This is a genomic window from Kordia aestuariivivens (assembly GCF_014397005.1).
In the GTDB taxonomy this organism is placed as follows: domain Bacteria; phylum Bacteroidota; class Bacteroidia; order Flavobacteriales; family Flavobacteriaceae; genus Kordia; species Kordia aestuariivivens.
The window spans coordinates 146,228-169,286 of sequence record NZ_JACGWS010000005.1 but is presented as its reverse complement, the minus strand read 5'-3'; the positions used below and the strand labels follow the sequence as shown (position 1 = coordinate 169,286).

Genomic DNA, 23,059 nt, shown 5'->3' with positions numbered 1-23,059 from the left:
GAATTCCTAGAGACTAAACTCTACAATTTACCTTCGCAATATTGGGTTAACCCTATCAAATACTATTTCAAAGCGGTTCATTATTATAATTTTAGGATTGTTTAATAGTTGTGAGTCCACTTGGAAATGGTACGAAGCGGTTGTTTGTCGCTTCGAGTCGGTATTTTGTAGACTATAACGGGTTCGTTAAGGGGTAAAATGCCTTACGGAACCGAATATATTCTTTAATCAACTATTAATAAATATTAATCAACGTCAAAAAGATATTATGATAACCTGAAGGAACCTATAGGAAACTACTTTTATTGTTTATGGGACCTGGAATATTATTTAGTGAACTGCTTCGAAATACTGTATGAATACTTAATAGCCTATTCTTCTGCTTCTTTTAGTTTATTTTGCCAATATTCTTCAACATTGATGTCCCATTTTCTTAATGTAGTAAATGCAGCTTCTAAGTAGTTTTGTATATATGGAATCTCTTTAAAGGGCAATAAGTGAGAAACGGCTTCGTCCGTAAATTGAATCGATTTCTCTTTATTAATTTTTGAATCTTGATAAAAAATACCCAAATTAATTTTTGTTATTGCTAAATCAGGTATATAGGTTTGTGGATTATCTTTTGCTAATTCTTTTCTAATGCTTAGTGCTTCTAGATGTGCATTTTCTGCCTTGTCAAACTCATTTTTAACTTCTTGAAGTATTGCTAAACCATTTAATGTACCTGCTACATCAGGTAAATAAATTTGCGGATTATGATTAGCAAGTTCCTTTCTAATATGCAATGCTTCTTCATATACTTTTTCAGACTTTTTAAACTCATTGATTACTCTTTGTAGAATGCCTAAGTTATTTAGTGCCATGGCAACATTGGGCAAATAGGCTTGTGGATTGTACTCAGCTAATTCTTTATAAATATCTAGTGCTTCATTAAGTACTATTTCTGCGTTTTTGAATTTACTTTGGATTCTTTGTAGATTCCCTAAATTATTCAGCGTGTCTGCTACATCAGGTAAATAGGTTTGTGGATTTTTTTTTGCTAGTTCTCTTCTAATTTCTAATGCTTCTAAATATACTTTTTCTGCATTTTCAAATTCATTTGATTCTTTTTGAAGTATAGCCAAATTATTTAGTGTCATTGCCACATCAGGTAGATACACTTGCGGTTTCTTTTTTGCAAGTTTTCTTCTAATCTCCAAGGCTTCAGCATAAACTTTTTTAGCTTTTTCAAATTCATTAGTATCTTTTTGCAGCACTCCTAAATTATTAAGTATTATGGCTATTTTAGGTAGAAATGTTTGTGGATCACTTTTTGCTAACTCTCTTCTAATTTTTAATCCTTCTACATACGCTTTTTCAGCTTTTTCAAATTCATTCATATTATGCAGAAGTGTTCCAAAATTATTTAGCACCATTGCTAGATCCGTCAAATATTTCTTAGGGTTGTTCGTAGCTAATTTTCTATATATGTTTAGGGCTGCTGTATATACTTCTTCAGCTTTTTTAAATTCATTTATCTTATTTTGTAAATTCCCTAAATTATTCAGCGTCGAAGCTTTTTGTTCATTATTTCCAGCTTTTTGCAAGCATTGTTGATAATAATCATATGATTTTTGGTATTTATGAATGAAGTAAAAATAGTCAGCTGCTTCCAAGCAGTTGTCCCAACTTCCATAAAGACTTACCGCTTTTTCATAATTTTCACTTGCTTCTTTATATTTATGATCAACACGAAGTATTTGTGCTTTCAGAATCCGTGTTTCAGCTGTTTGCTTTATACTTTCTATTGCTTTTTGTTCTGCTACTTCCAAATTAGCATCATCCAATACAGCTAAGGCATCTTTAATTTTTCCAGCAATGAAGAGTTCAAAAGCTTCTCGGTATAAAGTTGTGGTTTCACTTAAATTTTTGCCTTCTAATTCCGTTAGAAAGTGTTTTACATGGGTTTCTAATTGTTGTTTTTCTTCTTCTATTTTTATAATTTCATTAGATAATTTCAGCACTTTTTCATCTAATAGTCCTTCTATTTTTTCTTTATCCGAGAGACTTTTACGCAATATTTTAATTTGTGCTTCCTTATCTTTTATAAAAGGTTTTAAGAACTCTTCAAAGGATTTTCGTTCTTCAGTATGGTTTCCTGCTGTATCAATGTATTGAAAGAGAAAAATATTATCACTTTCGCCTTTTTCAACTTTATTAATTTTTCTTTCAATATGAATGCTTGGGTTAATAATTATTTGAGTTCCGCTTCCTTGATTGTAATAGTTATGCTGTTCCCTAAATTTACTTATTAATAGTTCCAATAATTCAGTATTTATTTCAAATTCATTGGATTTAGATTCTTGTTGGTCTTTCCATTGCGTTAAGAGAGAAGTCGGATACGCTTCAATTTTAATATCAATAATTTTATGACAAGCTTCGCATAAGAGTATTAAGTTTTCAAAGCTTCTACGATACTCATCATCAGAATTTTTATTGTATCTAGGACCATTTTCTGATGCAGCTTCTATGTGACAAATTTCTCCTAATGGAACTCCATCTTTAATTATTGGATTTTTACATGTAGGGTTAGAACAAGTATTGTTAGATAATCCGTATAATAGTTTAACTGTAGAAGGTGTTGGTGCTTTTCTTGACATATATTCTTTCTATTTGGCAGCATAATTCCATTAACATATCCTAAAAATAAGAAATAAATTCTTACGCTTCGTGTTTAGACTGCTTGGATTGTTGGATTTTTTGACTCCTTAGCTATTTGGTTTGTTAAACTGAAAAGAGAATTTTGATGTGATGCTGTTCTCGATACACCAAATCACAGATTTGGCACTCGAACTGACGATATCTTTGAAATGACATCCTATAAAATTACTAAAGGCTAAGAGCCAAAAGCTAGAAGCTAAAAAAGCACATTCTCCACTGTGAAGTGAAAAATGTGCTTTGTAATTTGATTGATGAAAATCGTTGTTATTTCTTATAACGCTCTAAAAGTGCTTTCATGTCTTTGTCCTTGTTTTTAACTGCATAATGCATTGGATAGTTATTATGGCGCGTTACAAAGTATGGATCTGCGCCTGCTTCTAATAATACTTTTGCGATTTTTGTGTTTTTAGCTTTGACAGCTTTTATCAAGGCAGTTCCTACGTTTGGAGCTTCTTTGTCTACTTTTGCTCCTTTTGATAGTAGCAATTTCACAATTGCAGTATGTTCATTACGAACAGCATAAATTAATGGCGTTCCTACGTTGGCAACTTCTTTGTCAATATCTGCGCCTTTGTCTAATAATAACTTTATGACATTAGCATGTCCATTGCGCGCAGCGTATAGTAATGGTGTGCCAACATTCGCAACTTCTTTGTCAATGCTTGCTCCTTTTTTTAATAATAGTTTGATAGCATCAATATGACCATTTCGCGCAGCATACAATAACGGCGTTCCAACATTCGCGACTTCTTTGTCTACATCAGCACCTTTATCCAATAGTAATTTTAATGTTTCCGTATGATTATTTCGAGCTGCATACAACAATGGTGTTCCAACATTGGCGACTACTTTGTCAATATCTGCGCCTTTATCAAGTAATAGTTTGATGACTTCTACATTTCCATTGCGCGCTGCATATAATAACGGTGTTCCAACATTCGCGACTTCTTTGTCTACATCAGCACCTTTGTCTAATAATAGTTTGATGGCTTCCGTATGTCCATTTCGAGCAGCATATAGCAACGGTGTTCCAACATTTCTAACTTCTTTATCAATACTTGCGCCTTTGTCTAGTAAGAGTCTTAAAATGTCTAAATGGCTATTTCGCGCAGCATATAGTAACGGCGTACCAACATTCATCACTTCTTTGTCAATGTCAGCTCCTTTGTCTAGTAATAGTTTGATGGCTTCTGCATTTCCATTACGAGCAGCATAGATTAACGGCGTTCCGACATTCATAACATGTTTGTCGACATCAGCTCCTTTACTTAATAGGAATTTTAGAATTTCTATATTTTTGCCACGAGCGGCAAAAATTAAAGGTGTTCCAACGTTTGTAGCCGTTTTGTTTACATCAACTCCTTGCCCGTGAATGTATTTTACAGCATCTAAATGTCCTTTGTTTACTGCAGAAATTAAAGCTGTTCCATGATTTGTGTATGCTTTATCAATGGAAACTCCATTGGCAACTAATAGTTTTAAGAATGCCACAGAACCTTCCGAAGCTGCAGCTAAAGCTGGTGGTTCGTTATCTTTTGAATAAAAATCAACTTTTGCGCCAGCATCAAATAAGAGCTTTCCAACGACTAGATTTCCGTTACGTGCGGCTGCCACTAAAGGCGTTTGCGGTTTTCTGTTTCTATATATGTAGTCATTTGTACGTGTTTCTATAAAACCAGCATTTTTGTCTACACAGTTTGCGTCTACTGTTTTTAGCAATGTTTTTAGTGCTGGAATGTCATTGTCTTCAATTGCTTTTAATAGTTTGGCACATTCAGAAGAATCTTCGTCACTTATGGATGAAGTATTTTCAGTTTCTTTAGTGATTACAACTGTATTTTCTGAAGTATTGTTTTCAGGTTCGTCAGTTGTATTTGTGTCTACAATGGGTTTATCGAAGCGAGTACTTTCTGCGGCAGCGGCCGTTAAAGGTTTATTTAAGAAAAGTAGCATCACTACTAATGTTGGCGCTAGGAACGTATATTTCCAATAGCTATGTGGATTGGATTTTTTGGAATTCATTTTTACGATTCGTTTTTTGATTAATGATTGATTGTAATTCGTTGTAATGGTCAACGGTTTTGTGTACGTGGCAATCTTTAGTAAGCTTAATTGATATTGATCATTTTGAATGGAAGTAGTATTGAGTAAAGCTGCATCTGTCTGAAATTCAATGTTTTTCTCAACAGATTTTCGGTAGATCCATACAAACGGATTGAACCACAAGAATACTTTTACCAATTCAGCCAATAGTAAGTCTAGACTATGCTTTTTGTCTACATGCACACGTTCATGCGCAAGAATTTGTTCGTACGTTTCGTAGTCATAGTTTTCAGGATTGATAAAGATGTAATTGAAAAATGAGCACGGTTCTTTGATACTTTCATGATTGATGATAATTGCATTTTCATCCCGGATTTTATCATCACTTCGTATTATTTTTAGACAGATACTCAATATTTGAAAGAGTAAATGCAATGCAAAAACAATCACACCAAAGAAATATATTGCCAAGATCCAATCTAACAAGCTTATAGAAGGTTTGGAAGCTGCAATTGCTGTTTTCGCTTCTGTGGTTTCTATAGGTTGTATACTTACTGTATCTGTACTACTTTCTTGAGTTTCTAATGGTAATAAGTTCGCTCCTTCTTTAGAATTTTCCTGAGTTTCCATCGCCGTAATGACTTTAGAAACATATCCTTGATTCGTCACTAATTGTGGTAAGGAAACAAACGGCAATATAAACGCAAGTGCCAAACATGCAATGAGATACCAACGATTTGCCGTGTAAAAACTTTCTCTTTCTAGAAATAGTTTATAGAATACTAGAAAAATGATGAGCGTTACGGATGCTTTTAGAAGAAGTGCGATCATGATTCTTTGTTTTTGTTAGATTTGATCAATTCAACTAATGCTTCAATTTCTGTTTCAGAGAGATTTTCCTCTTTCGCAAAATATGCCATCATTTTAGGAAACGAATTTCCAAAGAACTTCTTTTTGATACTTCCCAAATTATCATCACGATACGCTTCAAAATCAACTGCAGAACTGTATTGATGCGTATTTCCGATCATTTCAGATTGCAAAACACCTTTTTTTACCAAAATTTTCACAATAGTAGCTACTGTATTGTAATGTGGTTTTGGTTCTTGAAGGTTGTCAATAATATCACGAATGAATGCTTTTTTCAATCGCCATACGATTTGCATGATTTGATCTTCTCTTTTCGTTAGTTTTTGCATAGTTTCTAAAAGATTACACTGCAAACCTACTAACTTTTTAGTAGAACTACTAATTATTTAGTAGATAAAATGATTAATGTTTTAGCAAACAAGTGTTAATTATCTGTTTTTCAGAATATTGTAACTACTAATTTTTTAGTAGTATATTCATTTTAAAACTGTTTTTGACTGCGCTCGAACTGACAATTGTGCTTTATTACGACATTACGGGCGATAGTGGAGTAATCTGTTAATCGACAATCAGATTGCCACAAGTTTTTTCAAAACTCTCGCAATGACGTATTGAAATTTTATGTCACTTCGTCATTATCATCATCTACTTTACCGCTTATGATGCGTTCGTATATTTTTTTGACATCTTTAGCTAGATTCGTGTCAAATTCTGGATCATTATCATGTTCGATTGCTGCACGAATGGCTTCTTCAATGATATACCAAGCCATGTTTCTGTTTTTGAAGTCAGCTACCGGTTTTGCAATATATGGCAATGCAGTGTATTTTCCGAGATCATATTTTGCATCTTTTCTGTACCAGCGACAGAAATCTAAAATGATAGGAATTATTTTAACTTGTCTGTTTAGCAACACATTGTCTGCTATTTCTTTTTGACGGCGTTCTATGGCTGTTTTTATTTCATGCTCTTTGATATATTTTGTTGCCAAGAAATTTGGGCTCACCATAAAGAAAATAATATCTGCCTGTTTAAATTTATCTTGAATTTCCTTATTCCATTCCGTTCCTGCTTCTAATTGCGAGCAATACCAAGGATTTTCTATCAAACCGTCGTCGTGCAATGGCACTAAGTTTTTGATAAATTCATTTACTAATTTTAAATCATCTTTGGAATAACTAATGGCTACTTTTTTCATTTTCCCTTTGTCTCTGTCTGCTAAATATTGATTGAATCGGAATACCGAAAACGCTTTGAACGATGTTTCATCGTCATAATCAAATGCTTTAATAGTGTATATTTTATTGCTTACATTTTTGTAGAGTTCGTTGACATTTACATAATATTTGCCATCTACACTTACGGAAACAGTAACTTTTTCGCTATTCCAATCTGTATTTTTAGTTCCAATTCCTTTTCCTTTCAATTCAAAATTTTTAAAACCTGTGCGATCTAAATTATCATCTTTACTTTCCAATTCATACCTTGGTTCTTTAGATGTATGTATTGTTTTTAGAATAAAATCGACCACTTCTTTTTGTAATTGCTGATTCTTTTCTTGTTGATCGCCATATAATAACAAACGCATTTGTTTTCGATCATATTCTACCAATAACAGCTGTTCCTCTTTTTCAATGACCAATCCTTTCTGCCAAAATAAATATGTGTCACCTTCTGATTCTTTAATTTTACTGCCATATTGTTGAAAAATATCTAACAGAATGCTATTCATCAAATACTGATCAGATGACACAATAATGCTTGCAACTCCGAACGTATAGTCTTTTAATAGTTGTAACCAAACTGGCGATTTCTCAGGTAGGTATTGTGGTGCATACCAATCACCATCTTGTGCTTTAAAGATTAATTTGAAAGCACTTAACAAGATTTCTAATTCGTCTACTTTTATACCTAAATTATTATTTTTGGCTGCATTTTCAATTTCATCGGTAAGTTTTCCTTGTTTTTCTTGTAATTTTTCATTGAGAATTTCGGTATAAATTAAATCCAATAATAATTCTGGTTGTGTAAATACTTTGTTTGGTAATTGCTCATGAAAATATAATAAACAACCCAATCTGTGCAATGTTTGCAAAATGATACCATCTTTTTGATCAAACTTCTTTTTGTACGCATCCAATGTCCAAACCTTTTTAATTGACTTGTTCAAACCATTTCGGATTTCTGAGTATGTTGGCGGATGAAGATTTTTTTGATACAACATATCAATCCGTTCTTCTAATAATTCAAACATACCTTGTAAACGCTTTTCGTGTTTTAAACTCACCGAACAGGCATTAAGCATAAATGGTGGTTTATCTTCATGGACTTCATCTTCGTGTGGTGAATAGATATTAAATTTCTCTAAATAAGTTTGATCTGGAAAGTGTGTATAAAACTCTATGTTTTCTTTTTCATCAATATGATCAATATAGTTTTCGATCAAGACAATTTCTATGGCACTTTCGCCTTTGCTTAGCTGCTCAGCGCAACGAAACCAATAATCCAATTGAAATACTTCTTCATTTGCTACACGCGTTTCCAGCTTCTTTTTAGACCATAATAACACATGTAATGCATCTGGGCTGAAAAACAATTGATGTGTCGCATGAAAGTATTCTTGTCCACCAAAATCCCATATATGTAATTGGGCATTACTTTTGGGAATATCTAATTCTTCGTATACCAAGCCATGTGTAGAATCACTATTTAAAGGATATTGTTTTTTTTCTTTTTCAGTTGAATACCGTTGCTGCCATAAGTGTAGTAAGTTCGATTTTCCAATATTTGTATTTCCTAACAACAATACTTTAACATCTTTTAAAAGGACTTTTCCGCCTCTTTTTTCATTTTCTTGCAGCCAACGAACGATTTCTTGTGCGGAGCTTTTTAGGATAGTCTCTGGAAGGTTTTTGATTGGGTTTTCAGAAAGTTTCAACGCTTTTAACAAAGTTAATTTTGATAAAACACTAATATCACTAATTTGATTACTAGAAAGATATAATTGAGTTAGAGAAGTTAATTTTGATAAAACATCAATATCTTTTATATTATTATCAGCCAAATACAAAATTTTTAATGAAGTGAAGTCAGATAAGAAATTAATATTGGTAATTTGACCTTTAAAAATAAACAATGTATTTAGAGAGGTGAGTTTTGAAATAGCACTATAATCATGGATATTGTTGCTAGATAGATGTAAATCCTCTAATGACGATAAAACTGACAAAACATCAATATTAGTAATTTTATTATAGCTAAGATATAAATGACTTATAGAATCAAGTTTTGATAGAGTACTAATATCACTAATTTGATTGTTATCAAGATCTAGAGTAGTTAATAAGATGAGTTTTGATAATGCGCTAATATCTCTCAATTGATTTGAAGAAATATCCAACTTTTCAAGTGAAGTTAGCTTTGATAACGCACTAATATCACTAATTTGATTTTCAGAAAGATCCAATTTTGTCAAAGAAGTTAAATTTGACAAGGCATTGATGTCACTCAATTGATTAGTAGAAAGGTCTAAAATAGTCAACGATGTTAATGTTGACAAGGGAAGAATATCATCTAATTGATTCCCAGAAAGATTTAAACTAGTCAACGAAGTTAATGTTGACAAAGCCATAATATTATTAATTTTGTTTTTTTGAAGATTTAACTCTCTTAATGAAACTAAATGCATTAAAAAATTAATATCTGACAGTTCTTTATCTATAAGGTTCAGTTTTATAAATCTATTTTTTTCATTTAATATATAATCATCTTTTTGAAGTCTATATCCTAATTCAAATTCTACGTAATCAAGTTCGTTTTCGTATTGGATTTCCATACAGTTTTCTGTTTATTCTTAGTTGATTTCCTAAAAATAAGAAATAAATTCTTACGCACTGTAAGAGATTGAAAGATTCAAGAATTAAATAATTGAAGTATTCGCTTTTCAAAGCTGTTCTCGATACACCAAATTACAAATTTGGCACTCGATGTTGTAAAGGTTAGAATTTCTCAACGTTACTTCGAGTGATTTTCGCAGTGAAACGAAGAAAATAGTATCGAGAAGTATTCTGACAAAAAAAAAGCCGCTATCCACAAAGAATAACGGCTTTAGTATATAAAAACTGAGCTTGCGAAGTATTTAGTCTAAATACTAAAATCTCAATACTTCGACTCCGCTCAGTACAAGTACTATCTAGTGATCATCATGATGCTCACTATGATTTCCAAATGGCTTGATAATGATTCCTACGCTGAAAATAAATCCGTCGTTCGGTGCATAGATTTCTGAAAACGTAGGATTGCTCACTGTTGGTGTTACCAATGGTGAAAGACGACTTTGTCTACGATCGGTAAAGTTTTCAAAGTTGGCGTAAATTCCGCCCCAATCAAAGTTACGCATCGCTAAGAATCCCATTGTGACGAAATCTCTGGTTTCTGTTCCGTTGGATAAAAACTGTGTTCCTGTGTAATAAGTTTCATAACCCAAACGCCATGTGCTCGTTTCGTACATAATCACACTTCCTGCATTGTGTTTTGCGGTTAATGGTTTTTGTGGATTTCCAGGTAAGTAGCGAAGTTTTGCATCAATCAACGCATAGTTAAAAAACCATTTGAAAGCATTGTATGAGAATTTCACATTCGTTTCCGCACCTTTACTTAAGATGCTTCCTGGAGCATTTTCAAATTGAAATAAACCTGCTGAGTTTGTATTTAAAAGTAATCCATCTTCAATGGAAGTCACATAGAATAACTGATTGATCGAGAATCCAACAGTTTCATTGAAGATCTTGGTTTTATAGTTGAAATCAAGGTTTAAACCATACGAACGTTCCGCGTCAAGCGAATTTTGATCAATTCCTAATACATTCTGAAAGTTGACAAATTCCGCTTCTTCTGTAAAGATATCTGGCGTTTTGTACCCCAATCCACCACCAAATCTACTTGAAAATCCTGAATCATTTTTATATAATAAAGAAACTCTTGGCAATATAAAAATTCCCCAACCTGAAGCGACATCAGTTCGTAAACCTGCTTCTAAAATCCATTTCTCAGATAAGTCAAACGTAGAGTTTACAAAGGCTCCAAACGTCACATCGTTTTGATCGCGTTGAATTGGTGAATTTTCATCTTCGTTAAAATTTGTCGTGTATAAATTCGCGCCAAGCGTCCAATCATTTTTTTCATAATTGTGCTGTAACGTCACTTCTGTAAAGGAATTGAATTGTTTTCCTTTGAATTGCATATTGGGTACATTTAATTCACGATCAAAATACGAAATACTGTTTTTGATGCTAAAGTTTCGCAATGAATCTAGTTTTGTCGTATATACTGCCTGACTGCTCAATCGTTTGGAAATATTCTCTTCTGTATATTCAGGTGTGCCGTTTCCGTCATTTTCAACCGTATTAATATCGCCACCAATTCGATCATCATACGTACCATTTAGACCAATCCAAAACGTAGTATCTTCTGATGGATAGTAATAGAATTTTGGGTTGATCGCAAAAGAGGTAGTTTCAGGCAAGTTGCTAAAACCATCATCTTCCGGATCGTATATTTTTTGATAGTTTCCAGAACCGTATAGACTAATTCCGTATTTTTCATTTCGCTTGCTGTAAAAAACGTTTACCGTACTTCCCAACGCATGTGTTTGCGTAAGCATAATGTCTAATGCTGGTTCATAATCGGGCGTTTTTGAGACTAAATTGACCAAACCTGCAATAGCGCCGCCGCCATATAAGGTAGAAGCACTTCCTTTGATGATTTCAAATTGTTTTAAATCTAATGGTGGAATTTGCATGATGCTCAATCCACTTGAAAATCCTCCGTATAACGGAAAACCGTCACGTAATAGTTGCGTGTAACGTCCGTCTAACCCTTGAATTCTAATGTTTTGGTTTCCGCTACTTAGCGATGTTTGCTGCATTTGAATTCCAGTGCTTTCACGTAAAACCATGGAAATATTCGTAGGATTCATCATGTTTTTTTCGCCTAATTCTTCGCCTCCAATTACTTCAATTCGTGTTGGAATTCGGCGAATGTCTCGCGAACTACGTGTAGATTGAATGATTACAGCGTCCAATTCGCCTTTTGATTCTTCCATGTAAAAAATCAATTCTTTTGACGATGGCAAGGTAACTTCCGTTTCTATGGTTTTGAAACCTACAAACGAAATCATTAAATGGTGTGTTCCGCTTGGAATTTCTTTGAATGTAGCAATTCCATCCGCATTTGTAATCGCACCTTTTTCTAAGTCTTCAAATAAAACCGTTGCGCCTAGTAAAGGTGTTTTTTCGTGTTCTGAAAGTACTTTAATAGTGATGTCGTTGTTTTGTGCGTTGACAACTCCGCATAGTATGAATAGGAACAAAACGCTCCATAAGCGTGTTTGCATAATTATATATATTTTTTGTTTGATAATCGACACTTCGAGAACCTCAGTGTCCTAAAATTTGTACTAGTTTGTTTTTAAACTGAAAATTGAGGCGGTTGCCAGATAGAACACAAAATATTAAATCGGTAATGTGATTCGTAGTGTGAGTTTACTTTTGTAGAGATATTGATTTTTGAATGTAATGTGAATGTTGACGGCACATGATTGGTTACTGAAATTCCACAACAGTTACACACACAAAGCATTGCGCAAGTGTCATCATGATCGTTTTGATGATTGTGTTCCATGCTAATTTCGGAGCCGTTTTCGTGTTCCGCGTTCAGTCCGTCTGAACATGGTTTTAACGCCAAGGCAAGTATTAGAAATCCGAGTATGAAACTGATGCTTTTCATTTGTCTTACAAATATAGGAGAAAAGTTTTTGATAAATATTAAGGTGGTTGAGGAAATCCGTAAGGAAGTTTCAAAATAGATTTAGAAATTTATGGAATAACCTTAAAAAATTAAAATTTATGAAGAAAATTAAAACATCTAAAAAAACTCTTTTGATATTATTTACTTGTTTTATTTTTAGTAGTGTACTAACTGCTCAAAGTAAAATGGAAAACTTTTTCAAATATGAAGGAGCTAAAATGTTATCTCAAATGGCACATCCTTTAACTGATTATGAAAAATTAAACTATGTAGTAGAAGGTAATGCTATCTTTGTTCAAATGAAAACTGGCTATTTTGAAACCATTTTAAAAATTTATTGGGATGGGACTATTTTTTATAAAATAGAAGTTGGAGAAAATGATATAGTTAGTGCTTTCAGCGTGCTTGAATATATGAAAGATATGCTTGTAGATTTAATTGAAGACGATTCTACAAATGAAAACTATATTAAAGATAGATTTAAAGCTAGATATGGGAATTCAAAATTAAAAGGATCAGAATTAGCCTGTATGATATTGACGTTTGCTTGGTATGCATATTAAGTAAAAGCTATATTGTAAACCTGTTAATCCATTCCAGGAAAGCTAGTCACAAACTTTACTTTGATGTCTGCAAAGCTTTCAGCAACATAGACTTTTAAGTCTTCACCGTATTCTACAACTTGCCATTCGCCACAATCATCGGCAAAACTTTCTACGAGTTTTACTTTTAAATCGGGAAAACTATTGACAATTTTGATTTTGATATCAGCATTGCTCGCTCTTTCTACGAAACGAATTTTTCCATATAGTTTTTTCCCTTCAAATTTACAATCATCGTCTTGCGTTTCAGGCTTAGTCGCTGAGATACAAAGCGAACTGATGATAATGAGAAGTATGCATTGAAGTGTGTGTTTCATGGTGATTAAAATTTAATTGACGGTCTTTATTTTAGCGGATTTATAAATAGAACGTCACTTCGAGTGATTTTTTAGAATGAAATGAAGAAAAATTGTATCGAGAAGCATTTAGTTAAAAAAGTAGATCTCAATACAAATTTGTTTCACAAATTCACTCGATCTGACGTTGTTATATTGTTTCAAGGTCACAATCACACAATCCAATAATCATTCCAACAATCTAACCTTCTAATAATCCAAGAAGTCTATATCAACGTAATACGTACTTTTTTCTTTTTCAAATGTGTTTCAGAAGTAAGTTTGATAACTTCTTTGGCTTTGGAAGCGGCAACTGCCACAAATGCACAATCGCTTTTGAGTTCAATCATGCCAATTTCATCTTTGGTTAGTTTTCCTTTTTTCATGAATAATCCAGCAATGTCTCCTTTGGAAATTTTGTCTTTTCGTCCACCAGAAATAAATAAGGTTTTCCAGCCAGAGGCTTTCGGCCGTGCGCCAGAAGATAATTCTTCAACAACTTCCACATTTGAGATAAAATCTGGAACCGTTTCTTTTTCCCATTGCAATACAAACGCCGTTCCTTCCGCATGCATACGCGCAGTCCGTCCGTTACGATGCGTAAATTCTTCGCTTCGCATTGGCAATTGATAGTGAATGATGTATTTGATTTCAGGCACGTCAATTCCTCTCGCAGCTAAATCGGTTGCAATGATGATTTGATGTGTTCCGTTTCTAAATTTGATCAATGCACGTTCTCTGTCTTTTTGCTCCATTCCACCATAAAAACAACCATGCGGAATGCCTTTTGACGAGAGAAAATCGCTTACATATTGAATTGTATTTTTGAAATTACAAAAGATGATTCCGGGTTGATTCGCGACAAGCGAAATTGTATTTAATAAGGTATCTAATTTATCTTTTGATGGAGAAAGAATCCGTTTTACGGTTAGTTTCGCTATTTTTTCGCCTAAATAGTTAATTGATAGCGGATTTGTCATTCCAACAAATCGTGGAATGTCCATATCTTTCGTTGCTGACGTTAACACGCGTTTTTCAACATTTGGCAATAACGAAATAATGTCTTTCATTTCATCTTCAAAACCAACTTCAAGTGATTTGTCAAATTCATCCAACACTAAGGTTTTGATTTCTTTGGTAGGAAAGGTTTCTCTACGCAAATGATCGGCAACTCTTCCGGGCGTTCCTACTAAGATTGCTGGACGATGTTTTAGATCTACTTTATCTTTTGAAAAGTTACGTCCACCATAGACTTCATTGGTTTTGAAACCAGTTCCCATGTCGCGTGTTACTTGTGCAATTTGAATTGCCAATTCGCGCGAAGGCGCTAAAATAATGACTTGTACTTCATCATTTTTAGGATCTAATTCTTCAATGATTGGCAATAAAAAAGCCACTGTTTTTCCTGTTCCTGTTGGTGATAACAGAATTGTATTTGGATGCGAACTGATCGCGAGTTTCGCTTCTTCTTGCATTGGATTGAGAGTTGTAATGCCCAATTTTGCTAAGATTTCACGCTGATTTTTAATGATTTTTGACATGCTGCAAAAGTACAGTTATTTGTATGAATTGAAAGCGTAAATGATTGAAAAACTACAGATGTTATTCTCAATACTAACTTCTCAATACTATTTACTTATTTCTCCACCTCTTCAAGCGTATAAATCAATAGCTGACTTTGACGATTCATCGGTAATGCCAAGAGTTTTTTCTCAGGAATGTATAAGATATCGCCAACACTCATTCCAACAGTTAAAATGTCTTCTGCGTCGCCATTGGTATTGATTTTTATGATTTTCCCTGTGTTCCAAGCAGAAATTAAGAAATTGTCTTTTTCATAAACTTGCGCGCCATCTAAATTTCCAAGCGTATCTTTTGAAACTTTCATGATTTCTTTGGTCTGCATGTTTAGTTTGAGGAAATTCCCGCTTTGTTTTGCCTTCTCACCATCTCCAACAACATTTCCCCAAGCTGATACATACATGGTATCATCAACTAATAATAAACCATTTGGATGTTCTAATTGATCACTATTGATGAATTCTGAGAACGTTCCGTCAGGTGCTAAAGCAAAAATTGAAGATTTTGAGGTATCAGAAACATATACCGTTCCATCCTTGCCAATTTCGACATCGTTTAGAAATTCTGCTTCTTCATTGGTATGATTTCTAATGACTTTTCCTGAGTTTAGATCAGCTTCAACCAAATCAACAACATCACTTACATATATTTTATCGCCTTTTATGGCAATTCCTTTTGGATCGTTTAAGCCTGAAACAAACGTAGTATCTACCACTTTTCCGTCAAGCGAGATTTTTGCAATACTTCCATCTCCTTTTTCTCTGTTTCCGATTAGAGAAACATATAATGCGTCACTATTTTTATCGTATACAACAGATTCAGCATGTGTTAAGCCAGTTACTTTAAGTAATAGTTCAGGAGTTAAAACCGTTGCTATGTTTTCATTTTCAGATGTTTTTTCAACTTCTTTTTTGTCATTTTTACACGCGTAAAAGAAACTGACAAGTAGTATAATCTTAATAAAATTTTTCATTTGATTGTTTTTTGATAGTTTGTTACTAAAATACATATTCAAGCGTAATATTTGTAATTTAGTTTTAGTATTTTGCATTTATGAGAAGAACTTTACAACAATATTTATTATTCACATTACGATCTATTGCTTTTTGGGTTTTAGCCTTTGGATTTTTTATCATTATACGCTATTTCGGTGTTTTTGAGGAAAAAGGTGTGAGCATTCTCCCAAAATATGAATTACCAATCTTAGATTTATTAACCTATGTTGCGATTTCTTCAGTTCCTTTCGGGATTTTTTATGCAGCCATTGAGTTTTTGTTTGATCGGTATTTAGCCAAAAGTCTCGCTTTAGGTGTTGTTGTGTTTACTAAAACTTTTATTTATTTAGTGACGCTTATTATTTTAGTTAGTTCTGTTGTTGAATATACAGGTTATATGTTGGATGTTTCTTTGAATGATGATGGCGGTTGGTGGCGTACAAATAAAACGTTTTGGTCTATTGTTATCTTTTTTGTTGTAGCATCTTTAGTATTTTCTTTTATCAAGATTGCCAATGAAAAATTTGGGCGTGGCATTTTTATTAAAATGTTGCTTGGAAAGTATCGCAAACCGAAAGAAGAGAAACGAATTTTTATGTTTTTAGATTTGAAAGCTTCTACCACTATTGCCGAACAGTTAGGACATTATACGTATAGTCAGTTGATTCAGGATTGTTTTTATGATTTGAATATGATTACTCGAAAGTTTGATGCCGAAATTTACCAATATGTGGGCGATGAAGCCGTTTTGAGTTGGAAATATACACATGGAATAAAACGAAATAATGCATTGCAATTGTATTTTAACTTTCAAGAAAGAATCGCTTCTAGAAGTAATTATTATCAAGAAAAATATAATTTAATTCCAGAGTTTAAAGCTGGAATTCACGGTGGAACCTTGATGGTTACTGAAGTTGGAACGATTAAGAAAGAGTTGGCATATCACGGTGATGTGATCAATACGACAGCCAGAATTCAATCTGTATGCAATAAATACAATGCCAGTGTTTTAATTTCTGAAGTTTTATTGAAAGACATGAAGCTTCCCGAAACATTCGACACAAAAAAAATTGATGATTTATTGCTTAAAGGCAAAGCGACAACCATCAATATTTATGATGTTTCAAAAATTGTTTAGTCCGTTTCTTCGAGAAAGAAAAAGTCATTTATCGATTTGTCAAAAACCGTACTTAGCTTGAGTGCTAAAACCGTTGAAGGCACATAACGCCCTTTTTCAATGGAATTGATCGTTTGCCTAGAAACTCCAATTTTCTTTGCTAAATCGTCCTGTGTGATGTCTAAAATAGCGCGTTCTATCTTGATTCTATTCTTCATTATAGCCTTTTTTTAATCATGTAGAAAAATAATAAATACATCGTTAGTAAAAACCAGAGTACTTGAAAATCGCCAACATCGGTTAAAGGTTCTTTATCTTTTTCAACAAATAACGCCACAATATAATTGATCAATGGCTGAATCAGCGTATAGACAACACCTGCAATAAATGCCATAGAAAACGCTTGCCCGCGAATGGTACGAATCATTTCATCTTCTACTTTTTCTTTAGAAATTGCTATAATTAGTAAACCAACTAATACAACTCGTTTTAGAATGAATTTTAGTGTAATGGCAACATCGATATCAAATAGTTTTCGTGCAAATAAAAATAGAATTGAGAGTGCAACTAATGCAACACCAAATTTTTTGAATGTATGTGGCAGACCAAAGTTTTTAAATTTTTCAAACCTTCTTTTATCTGCTTCACAAAATGTTTCTTTCGCCATAATATAATTTTAAATTGACAAGTATGTTTTATATAATGACAAATATACTTTACATTTTGTAAAGCACAAAAGTTTTTTGAACTATTTTATAAATGAAATCGTTATGAAGTATTGATAGTGTTCTCGACTGCGCTCGAACTGACATGTTAAGATAACGTGAAATCTAACACTACGCTCCGCTATATGTGCTCTATTAAAAATATCTAATAATAAAAATGGATTCCTGCCTTCGCAGGAATGACAAAGTCTAATGTTCTAAGTAAGTCCAATAATCCAAGAAGTCTAAAAATCTAAGTAAGTCCAAGAAGTCTAGTTTACTCTTTCACAATAATCATAGTAGCTTTAATGCCCGTAGTAAGGTTCCACTCGTTTGCAGAAATGAGTTCTCCTTTGTCATTATATACGCGGAATTCGGCGGTATTTGGTCCAGAAGAACCTTGATTTAACGCCTGAAAATCTATTTTGTTGAATCCTTTTTCTAAGGTTACATTTATTTTTTTATAAGCAGCTTCCAATCGGATGTTGTCGGCTACAATCACATCATTTACATACACACGAACGCGATCGCCATCAACAAATTCGTGATCTCTACACACAATTTCAACAAATTTTCCATTGCTTCTAAAATCACCTAAGTATTGCACTACTTTATATTCGGGACGAATTTCTTTGTCTTTGTTATTCAGTTTGCGCTCAAATTCTTTATTCCGCGTTACAAATTGCTCTTCTCCTGTAAAGTAAACTTCTTTTTCTTCTTTTAAGGAAGTGCGTTTCGATTCGGGCAATTTTATCAAAGTTGTACGTTTGTTCACCAATAAACTTGGTATTTTGAACTCCATAAAATTAGGAGCTTTCTCTTTCGGCTTTAAAGGTTCTTTGAGCTTAGGAAATGGTAATTTGATGCGACCTTTCGTAATGTCAACATCTGTAGTTTTGTTTTTAGTCGTATCTTTTTGACCATGCATAGCAAACATCCCAACAAGGATGAAAATAGCTACTATGCGAAATTTTGTTTGTATGTATTTTGGAAACAACATTTATATTTTCTGATCAATTGCAAATATGTACTACAATAGTACGTATTTTTTAATGACAATTTCAGATGTTAACACACAATTATCATTCCACTATTGAACTGCTTAAGTCCAAGAAATCGCTGTAAGTTCTAAATGAACGATTTTTTTGATTCCCAAATTGATGTCTTTTCGCTTCCAAAAACCACTATTTGGATGATGCACTTGGTACTCTACATCAATCACACGCGAGAGTTCTTGCGATATAACACCTTTAAACGCACGCGTACTTCCGTTGACATAGTAATCGAACTCATATCGTTTCAAATAGTTCATGAAATCGTTTCTATACTTAAGATTAATCCAACCATAAAACCAAAAATTCAAGCGTGTTTGGTTGCTTCCTGTTTTCCCTAGTAAGTAATGTAATGAAGTTTGATACGGAACTAAGGTATAAAATGTGACTTCAAAATTAGTGATTTCGCTAGACGCGATTTGGTTCATCAATTCTAAAAAACCAGTTTTAAAACTTTGAAAATATCCTGCAAGCGGATTCATAGCGCGAAACTCATTTTTATAGTCAAATTCATTTTTATCGGGCGCTTCTACCGTAAAAAGTACTTTTGTATGTGTTATATTTTCTGTTGGAACAGTTTGTGGTTTGCCATTTTCTATCCAAAAAGTCCATGGTTTCACCAAATGCGGCGCTCTAAAAAAACGATCTTTTATGATGACAAAATCACCTTGCACGTCAAAAAACTCTTCATCTTCATTTTTAATAGACTGAAAATCAGAAATTTTAAGACTCGTAACACGTTTACTTTTTCTGTTATATACAGGAATCGTTTGAACAACTTTCATATAGGGGAATGCTTATGGACTGCATATTTAAGTAATCTTATTCAGATTAGAAACTATTTTTTTTAACAATCAATTTGTTAATTTCTTTTTCTGATTCTTCAAAATGGTATATAAAAAGGAAAGAGAGCGCAAGGCTCTCTTTCGGGGTTTAGGGGGATCTTGTTTTGTGATGTATCACAATAACATGTCAAAAGTGCAACTATTCTCACTTTGTTAAGTTAAAAAACGCCCATAAAACTTTAAGTTACGATGAAATGAGAGAAAGTACTGTTTAAATGTTTTTGTAGACTATTAATTTAACTAACAATAAAAAACGTCCTTAACTTTTACATTAAGAACGCTATCTGGTCAATATATTTAAGCCGAATTGACCAGTGTGCGAAAATATTAACTAAACAGCAAATTGATTGTTAATGTTTTTCCTTTTAAAGATACTAAAAAAAGAGCCCAATAAAGAATCGGGCTCATAAAAACTAGTTAAAGTTTTTTATAGTATTGCTGAACTGCAAACCTACTACTTTTTATTTTTTGTAAGAAATTATATTCTCTATAAATATATTTTTCTCAGTTATTTAACTAAATTTCTCACTTTTTTTAAAACACACAAGCGTACGCTTTATCATATTCGTAAACTAAAAAAAGAGAAACTTTACGTTTCTCTTTTTTTATACTTTAACTTTAGGGTTATTTATCTGTTCAATTTTGAATCCAATCGGTCTTTCACAAATTCTACTTGTTGTTTGCCGTGTTGCAATGCATTGCCGTCTTTATCAAGATTTACCATGACAATATTATCAACGGTTAAAATGGTTTCGTGTGTCATTTTGTTTCGTACTTCACATTTTAATGTAATTGACGATTTTCCAAATTTTACTACCTCAATGCCAATTTCAACAATATCTCCTTTTCTGGCAGAACTGCGAAAGTCAATTTCCGAGATATATTTTGTAACAACTTTAGGGTTTTCAAGCTGAATAATAGCGTATAACGCCGCTTCTTCATCAATCCAAGCTAACAATCGACCACCAAATAATGTTCCATTAGGGTTCAGATCTTCGGGTTTAACCCATTTTCTAGTGTGAAATTTCATGCTTTATTTTTTGTGAAAATACGGTTTCCTTCGCCCCTATTTTTAGATTTTAAATAGAGTTTGTTTATATAGGTTTCAGTTCTTTTGATGATGATTGAATGTACCCTAAAACAAGGTTTGTGGTTTTTGTGGAGGCAAAATTGTTTTTGGAACTGTTAAGCTTGTGTGCAATCGCTCATTGAGCTTTTTGATGAAGTATGCAGAAAGCAATGGCGATTCTACTTCCAGGTTTTGATGAATGAAAAAGTGAATGTTTTGCAAACCGTAATCAATCCATTGTTCCAAACGATCAACCCAATCGTCCAAACGTGAATAATCACTTTCATGGTTTGCGCCCACATAACGAATAAATGCTTCATTATTTGTCATGCGCATGTGCATAATATCACGCCTTCCTGCCGTATCGACCAATACGTTGGCAATATTGTTTTCTTGCAATAGATGGTATAATTCGTTTGCAATTTTTTCATCATTATACCAATCTGGATGTCTAAATTCTATGGCTAATGGCACTTCTTTTGGCCAGAACTCAGCAAATTGCACAACTCTTTCAAAGTCTTTTGGAGAAAAGTTGGAATGCATTTGCAAAAAGATGGTTCCGAGTTTTTCTTGTAAGTGTGTTGCATTGAATATATACTGATCTACCAATGATTCTGTGGCTTGCAGGCGTTTCCAATGACTGATTTCTTGTGTTATTTTCGGGAAAAATCGAAAGTTATCGGGTGTTTTATCACGCCATTTTTCAAATTGTTCCGCTGGAAACATGCGGTAAAAGGTGGCGTTGAGTTCTATGGAATTGAATTGTGACGCATAGTATTGCAATTCATCTTTTGTGCCTCGTGGATAAAATCCTTTTAAATCTTGTTTGTTCCATTTGGCACAACCAACATAAATAGAAGGTGTTGCGTCATTTTTGTACGATTGTAAAACTACTTCAGTTTCTGGATGATTCTCCGGTAAGGTGAAATCTATATTTTCAGGATTGGTTACTTTTCCAAATTGCATGCGTCTGTATTTTTTCAACCATAAAAATAAGGATTTCTTAGTCAAAATATAATTGATTTCCCTATTTTATCGCTGTTAATAAATCGGTTAACAAGTTGTTGATAACCTGTTCATTATCAAGGTTATTATTTTTAAATTTAATAAAACTTATTGTCATGAACGATCGAGAAAACGATTTAGTAAAAGCGCGACCTCAGATTTCCTCAAAGTTACTTTCTGAGAATATGTCTAAAGACGAGCGCTTTCAAAACACAACTTTACGTCCTGTAATTAAGCTTCAAAGTCCATTATTAATTGCTGTTTTCCGAAATTATATTCAGAAACATAAAAATGTATTTCACGGATTATCCACAGAAAAGCGATTGCTGTATATTGAAAATGCGATTCAGAAAGATATGAAGTTTCGAAATTCAGTCAAAGGTATGATCATTGGGCAGTTTACCCTAGAAGAGTATGATTTATACATTGAAAATTCGTCTTCGTTAAATAAACGAATGATGAATATTATTACGGAACGATTGAAAGATCATGTGCTTCTTTTTGAGAAAAACGAGGTGTTGAGCGCGGTTGTGTAAGCTATTTAATTACTCCAACAATGAAACACCGTTTAAATCGGTAGTTAGCACTTCGCTCATATAATTAAAAAATGGGCGAATTGCTTTAAAACTGTCATCCACTTTTGTCATAAAGTCAGACGAATTTACTTCTTTGTCCGTAAATTTCTTGGTGAATATAAATTGTTTCTTTTTGATTAAATCAATCGCAACGTGTTCTTTGTCAAATCCTCTAGGAGCCGTTTTCAATTCATCTCCAACAAGTTCGCCCCAAACATTTTTGAATGATTTTTCGGTAATAATCTTTCTAATTTCAGTAGCATCCATTTCGATTTCTTTCCGAATGCGCATTAAATCATCTTTATTTGGCTCCCAAAATCCTGTCGCAATAAATGATTCATCATTTGGTGCAATATGTAGATAATATCCTCCACGAAGCTCAGGTTTTACTCTGTTAAAACTACCGCCAAGATGTGTTTTATAAGGCGTTTTATCTTTTGAAAAGCGCACATCACGGTAAATGCGGAATACTTTTACTTTATCAATCTTATCGTGTTTATTTAGATGTTCTGATAATTGATTGTAAAATTGTTTTACTTCATTTTCAATCTCTTTGAATTCTTTTTTGTTTTCAGTAAACCATTCTCTGTTATTATTTTTCTGTAGTCTTTTTAAAAAAGAAAAGGTTTCGCGAGGGATTGTTTCGTGCATTATTTTTGTTTTTTTACTAATGTACAAAATAATTAGTTTCACCAAAAATATCACGTATTTGGATTTGCAATTACTTTACAAGTTTAAAAGCGAACACTGAATGTTCGC

19 protein-coding genes are annotated in these 23,059 nt (G+C 33.1%); 3 read left to right on the top strand and 16 right to left on the bottom strand.

Features of this window, described 5'->3' with window-relative positions:
• Window positions 1-371: 371 nt before the first annotated feature.
• The 6 genes from H2O64_RS09910 to H2O64_RS09885 all read right to left on the bottom strand — a co-directional run bounded on the left by H2O64_RS09910 (window position 372) and on the right by H2O64_RS09885 (window position 12,399).
• A complete protein-coding gene (locus tag H2O64_RS09910) occupies window positions 372-2,639 on the bottom strand; it encodes a tetratricopeptide repeat protein (RefSeq protein WP_187562034.1) in 2,268 nt (755 codons plus the stop codon).
• Between the two features lie 325 nt (window positions 2,640-2,964).
• Complete coding sequence (locus tag H2O64_RS09905) at window positions 2,965-5,574, bottom strand: ankyrin repeat domain-containing protein (RefSeq protein WP_187562033.1); 2,610 nt, start codon at window positions 5,572-5,574, stop codon at window positions 2,965-2,967.
• Window positions 5,571-5,942, bottom strand: coding sequence for a BlaI/MecI/CopY family transcriptional regulator (locus H2O64_RS09900; RefSeq protein ID WP_187562032.1), 372 nt, complete (start codon window positions 5,940-5,942; stop codon window positions 5,571-5,573). The genes H2O64_RS09905 and H2O64_RS09900 overlap by 4 nt, the downstream gene beginning before the upstream one ends.
• 290 nt (window positions 5,943-6,232) lie before the next feature.
• Window positions 6,233-9,448: a leucine-rich repeat domain-containing protein gene (locus tag H2O64_RS09895; protein ID WP_187562031.1), complete on the bottom strand. Its 3,216-nt coding sequence runs from the start codon at window positions 9,446-9,448 to the stop codon at window positions 6,233-6,235.
• Between the two features lie 357 nt (window positions 9,449-9,805).
• Complete coding sequence (locus tag H2O64_RS09890) at window positions 9,806-12,007, bottom strand: TonB-dependent receptor (RefSeq protein WP_187562030.1); 2,202 nt, start codon at window positions 12,005-12,007, stop codon at window positions 9,806-9,808.
• 74 nt (window positions 12,008-12,081) lie between these two features.
• Window positions 12,082-12,399 (bottom strand): DUF6660 family protein, encoded by a 318-nt coding sequence (locus tag H2O64_RS09885; RefSeq protein WP_187562029.1) that lies wholly within the window; start codon window positions 12,397-12,399, stop codon window positions 12,082-12,084.
• A gap of 119 nt (window positions 12,400-12,518) precedes the next feature.
• On the opposite strand from H2O64_RS09885, the gene H2O64_RS09880 reads away from it, so the two are divergent.
• Window positions 12,519-12,983: a hypothetical protein gene (locus H2O64_RS09880; protein ID WP_187562028.1), complete on the top strand. Its 465-nt coding sequence runs from the start codon at window positions 12,519-12,521 to the stop codon at window positions 12,981-12,983.
• Window positions 12,984-13,006: 23 nt separating this feature from the next.
• Here H2O64_RS09880 and H2O64_RS09875 read toward each other — a convergent pair whose 3' ends face one another.
• The 3 genes from H2O64_RS09875 to H2O64_RS09865 all read right to left on the bottom strand — a co-directional run bounded on the left by H2O64_RS09875 (window position 13,007) and on the right by H2O64_RS09865 (window position 15,911).
• Complete coding sequence (locus H2O64_RS09875) at window positions 13,007-13,339, bottom strand: hypothetical protein (RefSeq protein WP_187562027.1); 333 nt, start codon at window positions 13,337-13,339, stop codon at window positions 13,007-13,009.
• Between the two features lie 245 nt (window positions 13,340-13,584).
• On the bottom strand, window positions 13,585-14,898 hold the full coding sequence (locus H2O64_RS09870) for a DEAD/DEAH box helicase (protein ID WP_187562026.1): 1,314 nt from the start codon (window positions 14,896-14,898) through the stop codon (window positions 13,585-13,587).
• A gap of 95 nt (window positions 14,899-14,993) precedes the next feature.
• Window positions 14,994-15,911: an SMP-30/gluconolactonase/LRE family protein gene (locus tag H2O64_RS09865; protein ID WP_187562025.1), complete on the bottom strand. Its 918-nt coding sequence runs from the start codon at window positions 15,909-15,911 to the stop codon at window positions 14,994-14,996.
• Window positions 15,912-15,991: 80 nt separating this feature from the next.
• Here H2O64_RS09865 and H2O64_RS09860 point away from each other — a divergent pair, with 80 nt between their 5' ends.
• Window positions 15,992-17,071 (top strand): adenylate/guanylate cyclase domain-containing protein, encoded by a 1,080-nt coding sequence (locus H2O64_RS09860; RefSeq protein ID WP_187562024.1) that lies wholly within the window; start codon window positions 15,992-15,994, stop codon window positions 17,069-17,071.
• Here the strand turns inward: H2O64_RS09860 and H2O64_RS09855 are convergent.
• The 6 genes from H2O64_RS09855 to H2O64_RS09830 all read right to left on the bottom strand — a co-directional run bounded on the left by H2O64_RS09855 (window position 17,068) and on the right by H2O64_RS09830 (window position 21,686).
• Window positions 17,068-17,268, bottom strand: coding sequence for a helix-turn-helix transcriptional regulator (locus H2O64_RS09855; RefSeq protein WP_215907147.1), 201 nt, complete (start codon window positions 17,266-17,268; stop codon window positions 17,068-17,070). The genes H2O64_RS09860 and H2O64_RS09855 overlap by 4 nt on opposite strands.
• A complete protein-coding gene (locus H2O64_RS09850; RefSeq protein ID WP_187562023.1) occupies window positions 17,268-17,717 on the bottom strand; it encodes a hypothetical protein in 450 nt (149 codons plus the stop codon). The genes H2O64_RS09855 and H2O64_RS09850 overlap by 1 nt, the downstream gene beginning before the upstream one ends.
• A gap of 314 nt (window positions 17,718-18,031) precedes the next feature.
• Entirely contained in the window at window positions 18,032-18,691 is a 660-nt protein-coding gene (locus H2O64_RS09845) for a hypothetical protein (RefSeq protein WP_187562022.1), read from the bottom strand.
• Between the two features lie 165 nt (window positions 18,692-18,856).
• Complete coding sequence (locus tag H2O64_RS09840) at window positions 18,857-19,591, bottom strand: hypothetical protein (protein WP_187562021.1); 735 nt, start codon at window positions 19,589-19,591, stop codon at window positions 18,857-18,859.
• A gap of 688 nt (window positions 19,592-20,279) precedes the next feature.
• The gene (locus H2O64_RS09835) at window positions 20,280-20,681 is read right to left on the bottom strand and encodes an acyl-CoA thioesterase (protein WP_187562020.1); all 402 of its coding nucleotides are present in this window, start codon (window positions 20,679-20,681) and stop codon (window positions 20,280-20,282) included.
• 105 nt (window positions 20,682-20,786) lie between these two features.
• Window positions 20,787-21,686 (bottom strand): DUF72 domain-containing protein, encoded by a 900-nt coding sequence (locus H2O64_RS09830; protein ID WP_187562019.1) that lies wholly within the window; start codon window positions 21,684-21,686, stop codon window positions 20,787-20,789.
• Between the two features lie 155 nt (window positions 21,687-21,841).
• On the opposite strand from H2O64_RS09830, the gene H2O64_RS09825 reads away from it, so the two are divergent.
• Window positions 21,842-22,261 carry a glyoxalase gene (locus H2O64_RS09825; protein ID WP_187562018.1) on the top strand — a complete coding sequence of 140 codons (420 nt, stop codon included), beginning with the start codon at window positions 21,842-21,844 and terminating at the stop codon, window positions 22,259-22,261.
• A 9-nt stretch (window positions 22,262-22,270) separates the two neighbouring features.
• On the opposite strand, the gene H2O64_RS09820 is transcribed toward H2O64_RS09825, so the two are convergent.
• Window positions 22,271-22,951 (bottom strand): DUF2461 domain-containing protein, encoded by a 681-nt coding sequence (locus H2O64_RS09820; RefSeq protein ID WP_187562017.1) that lies wholly within the window; start codon window positions 22,949-22,951, stop codon window positions 22,271-22,273.
• Window positions 22,952-23,059 lie beyond the last annotated feature (108 nt).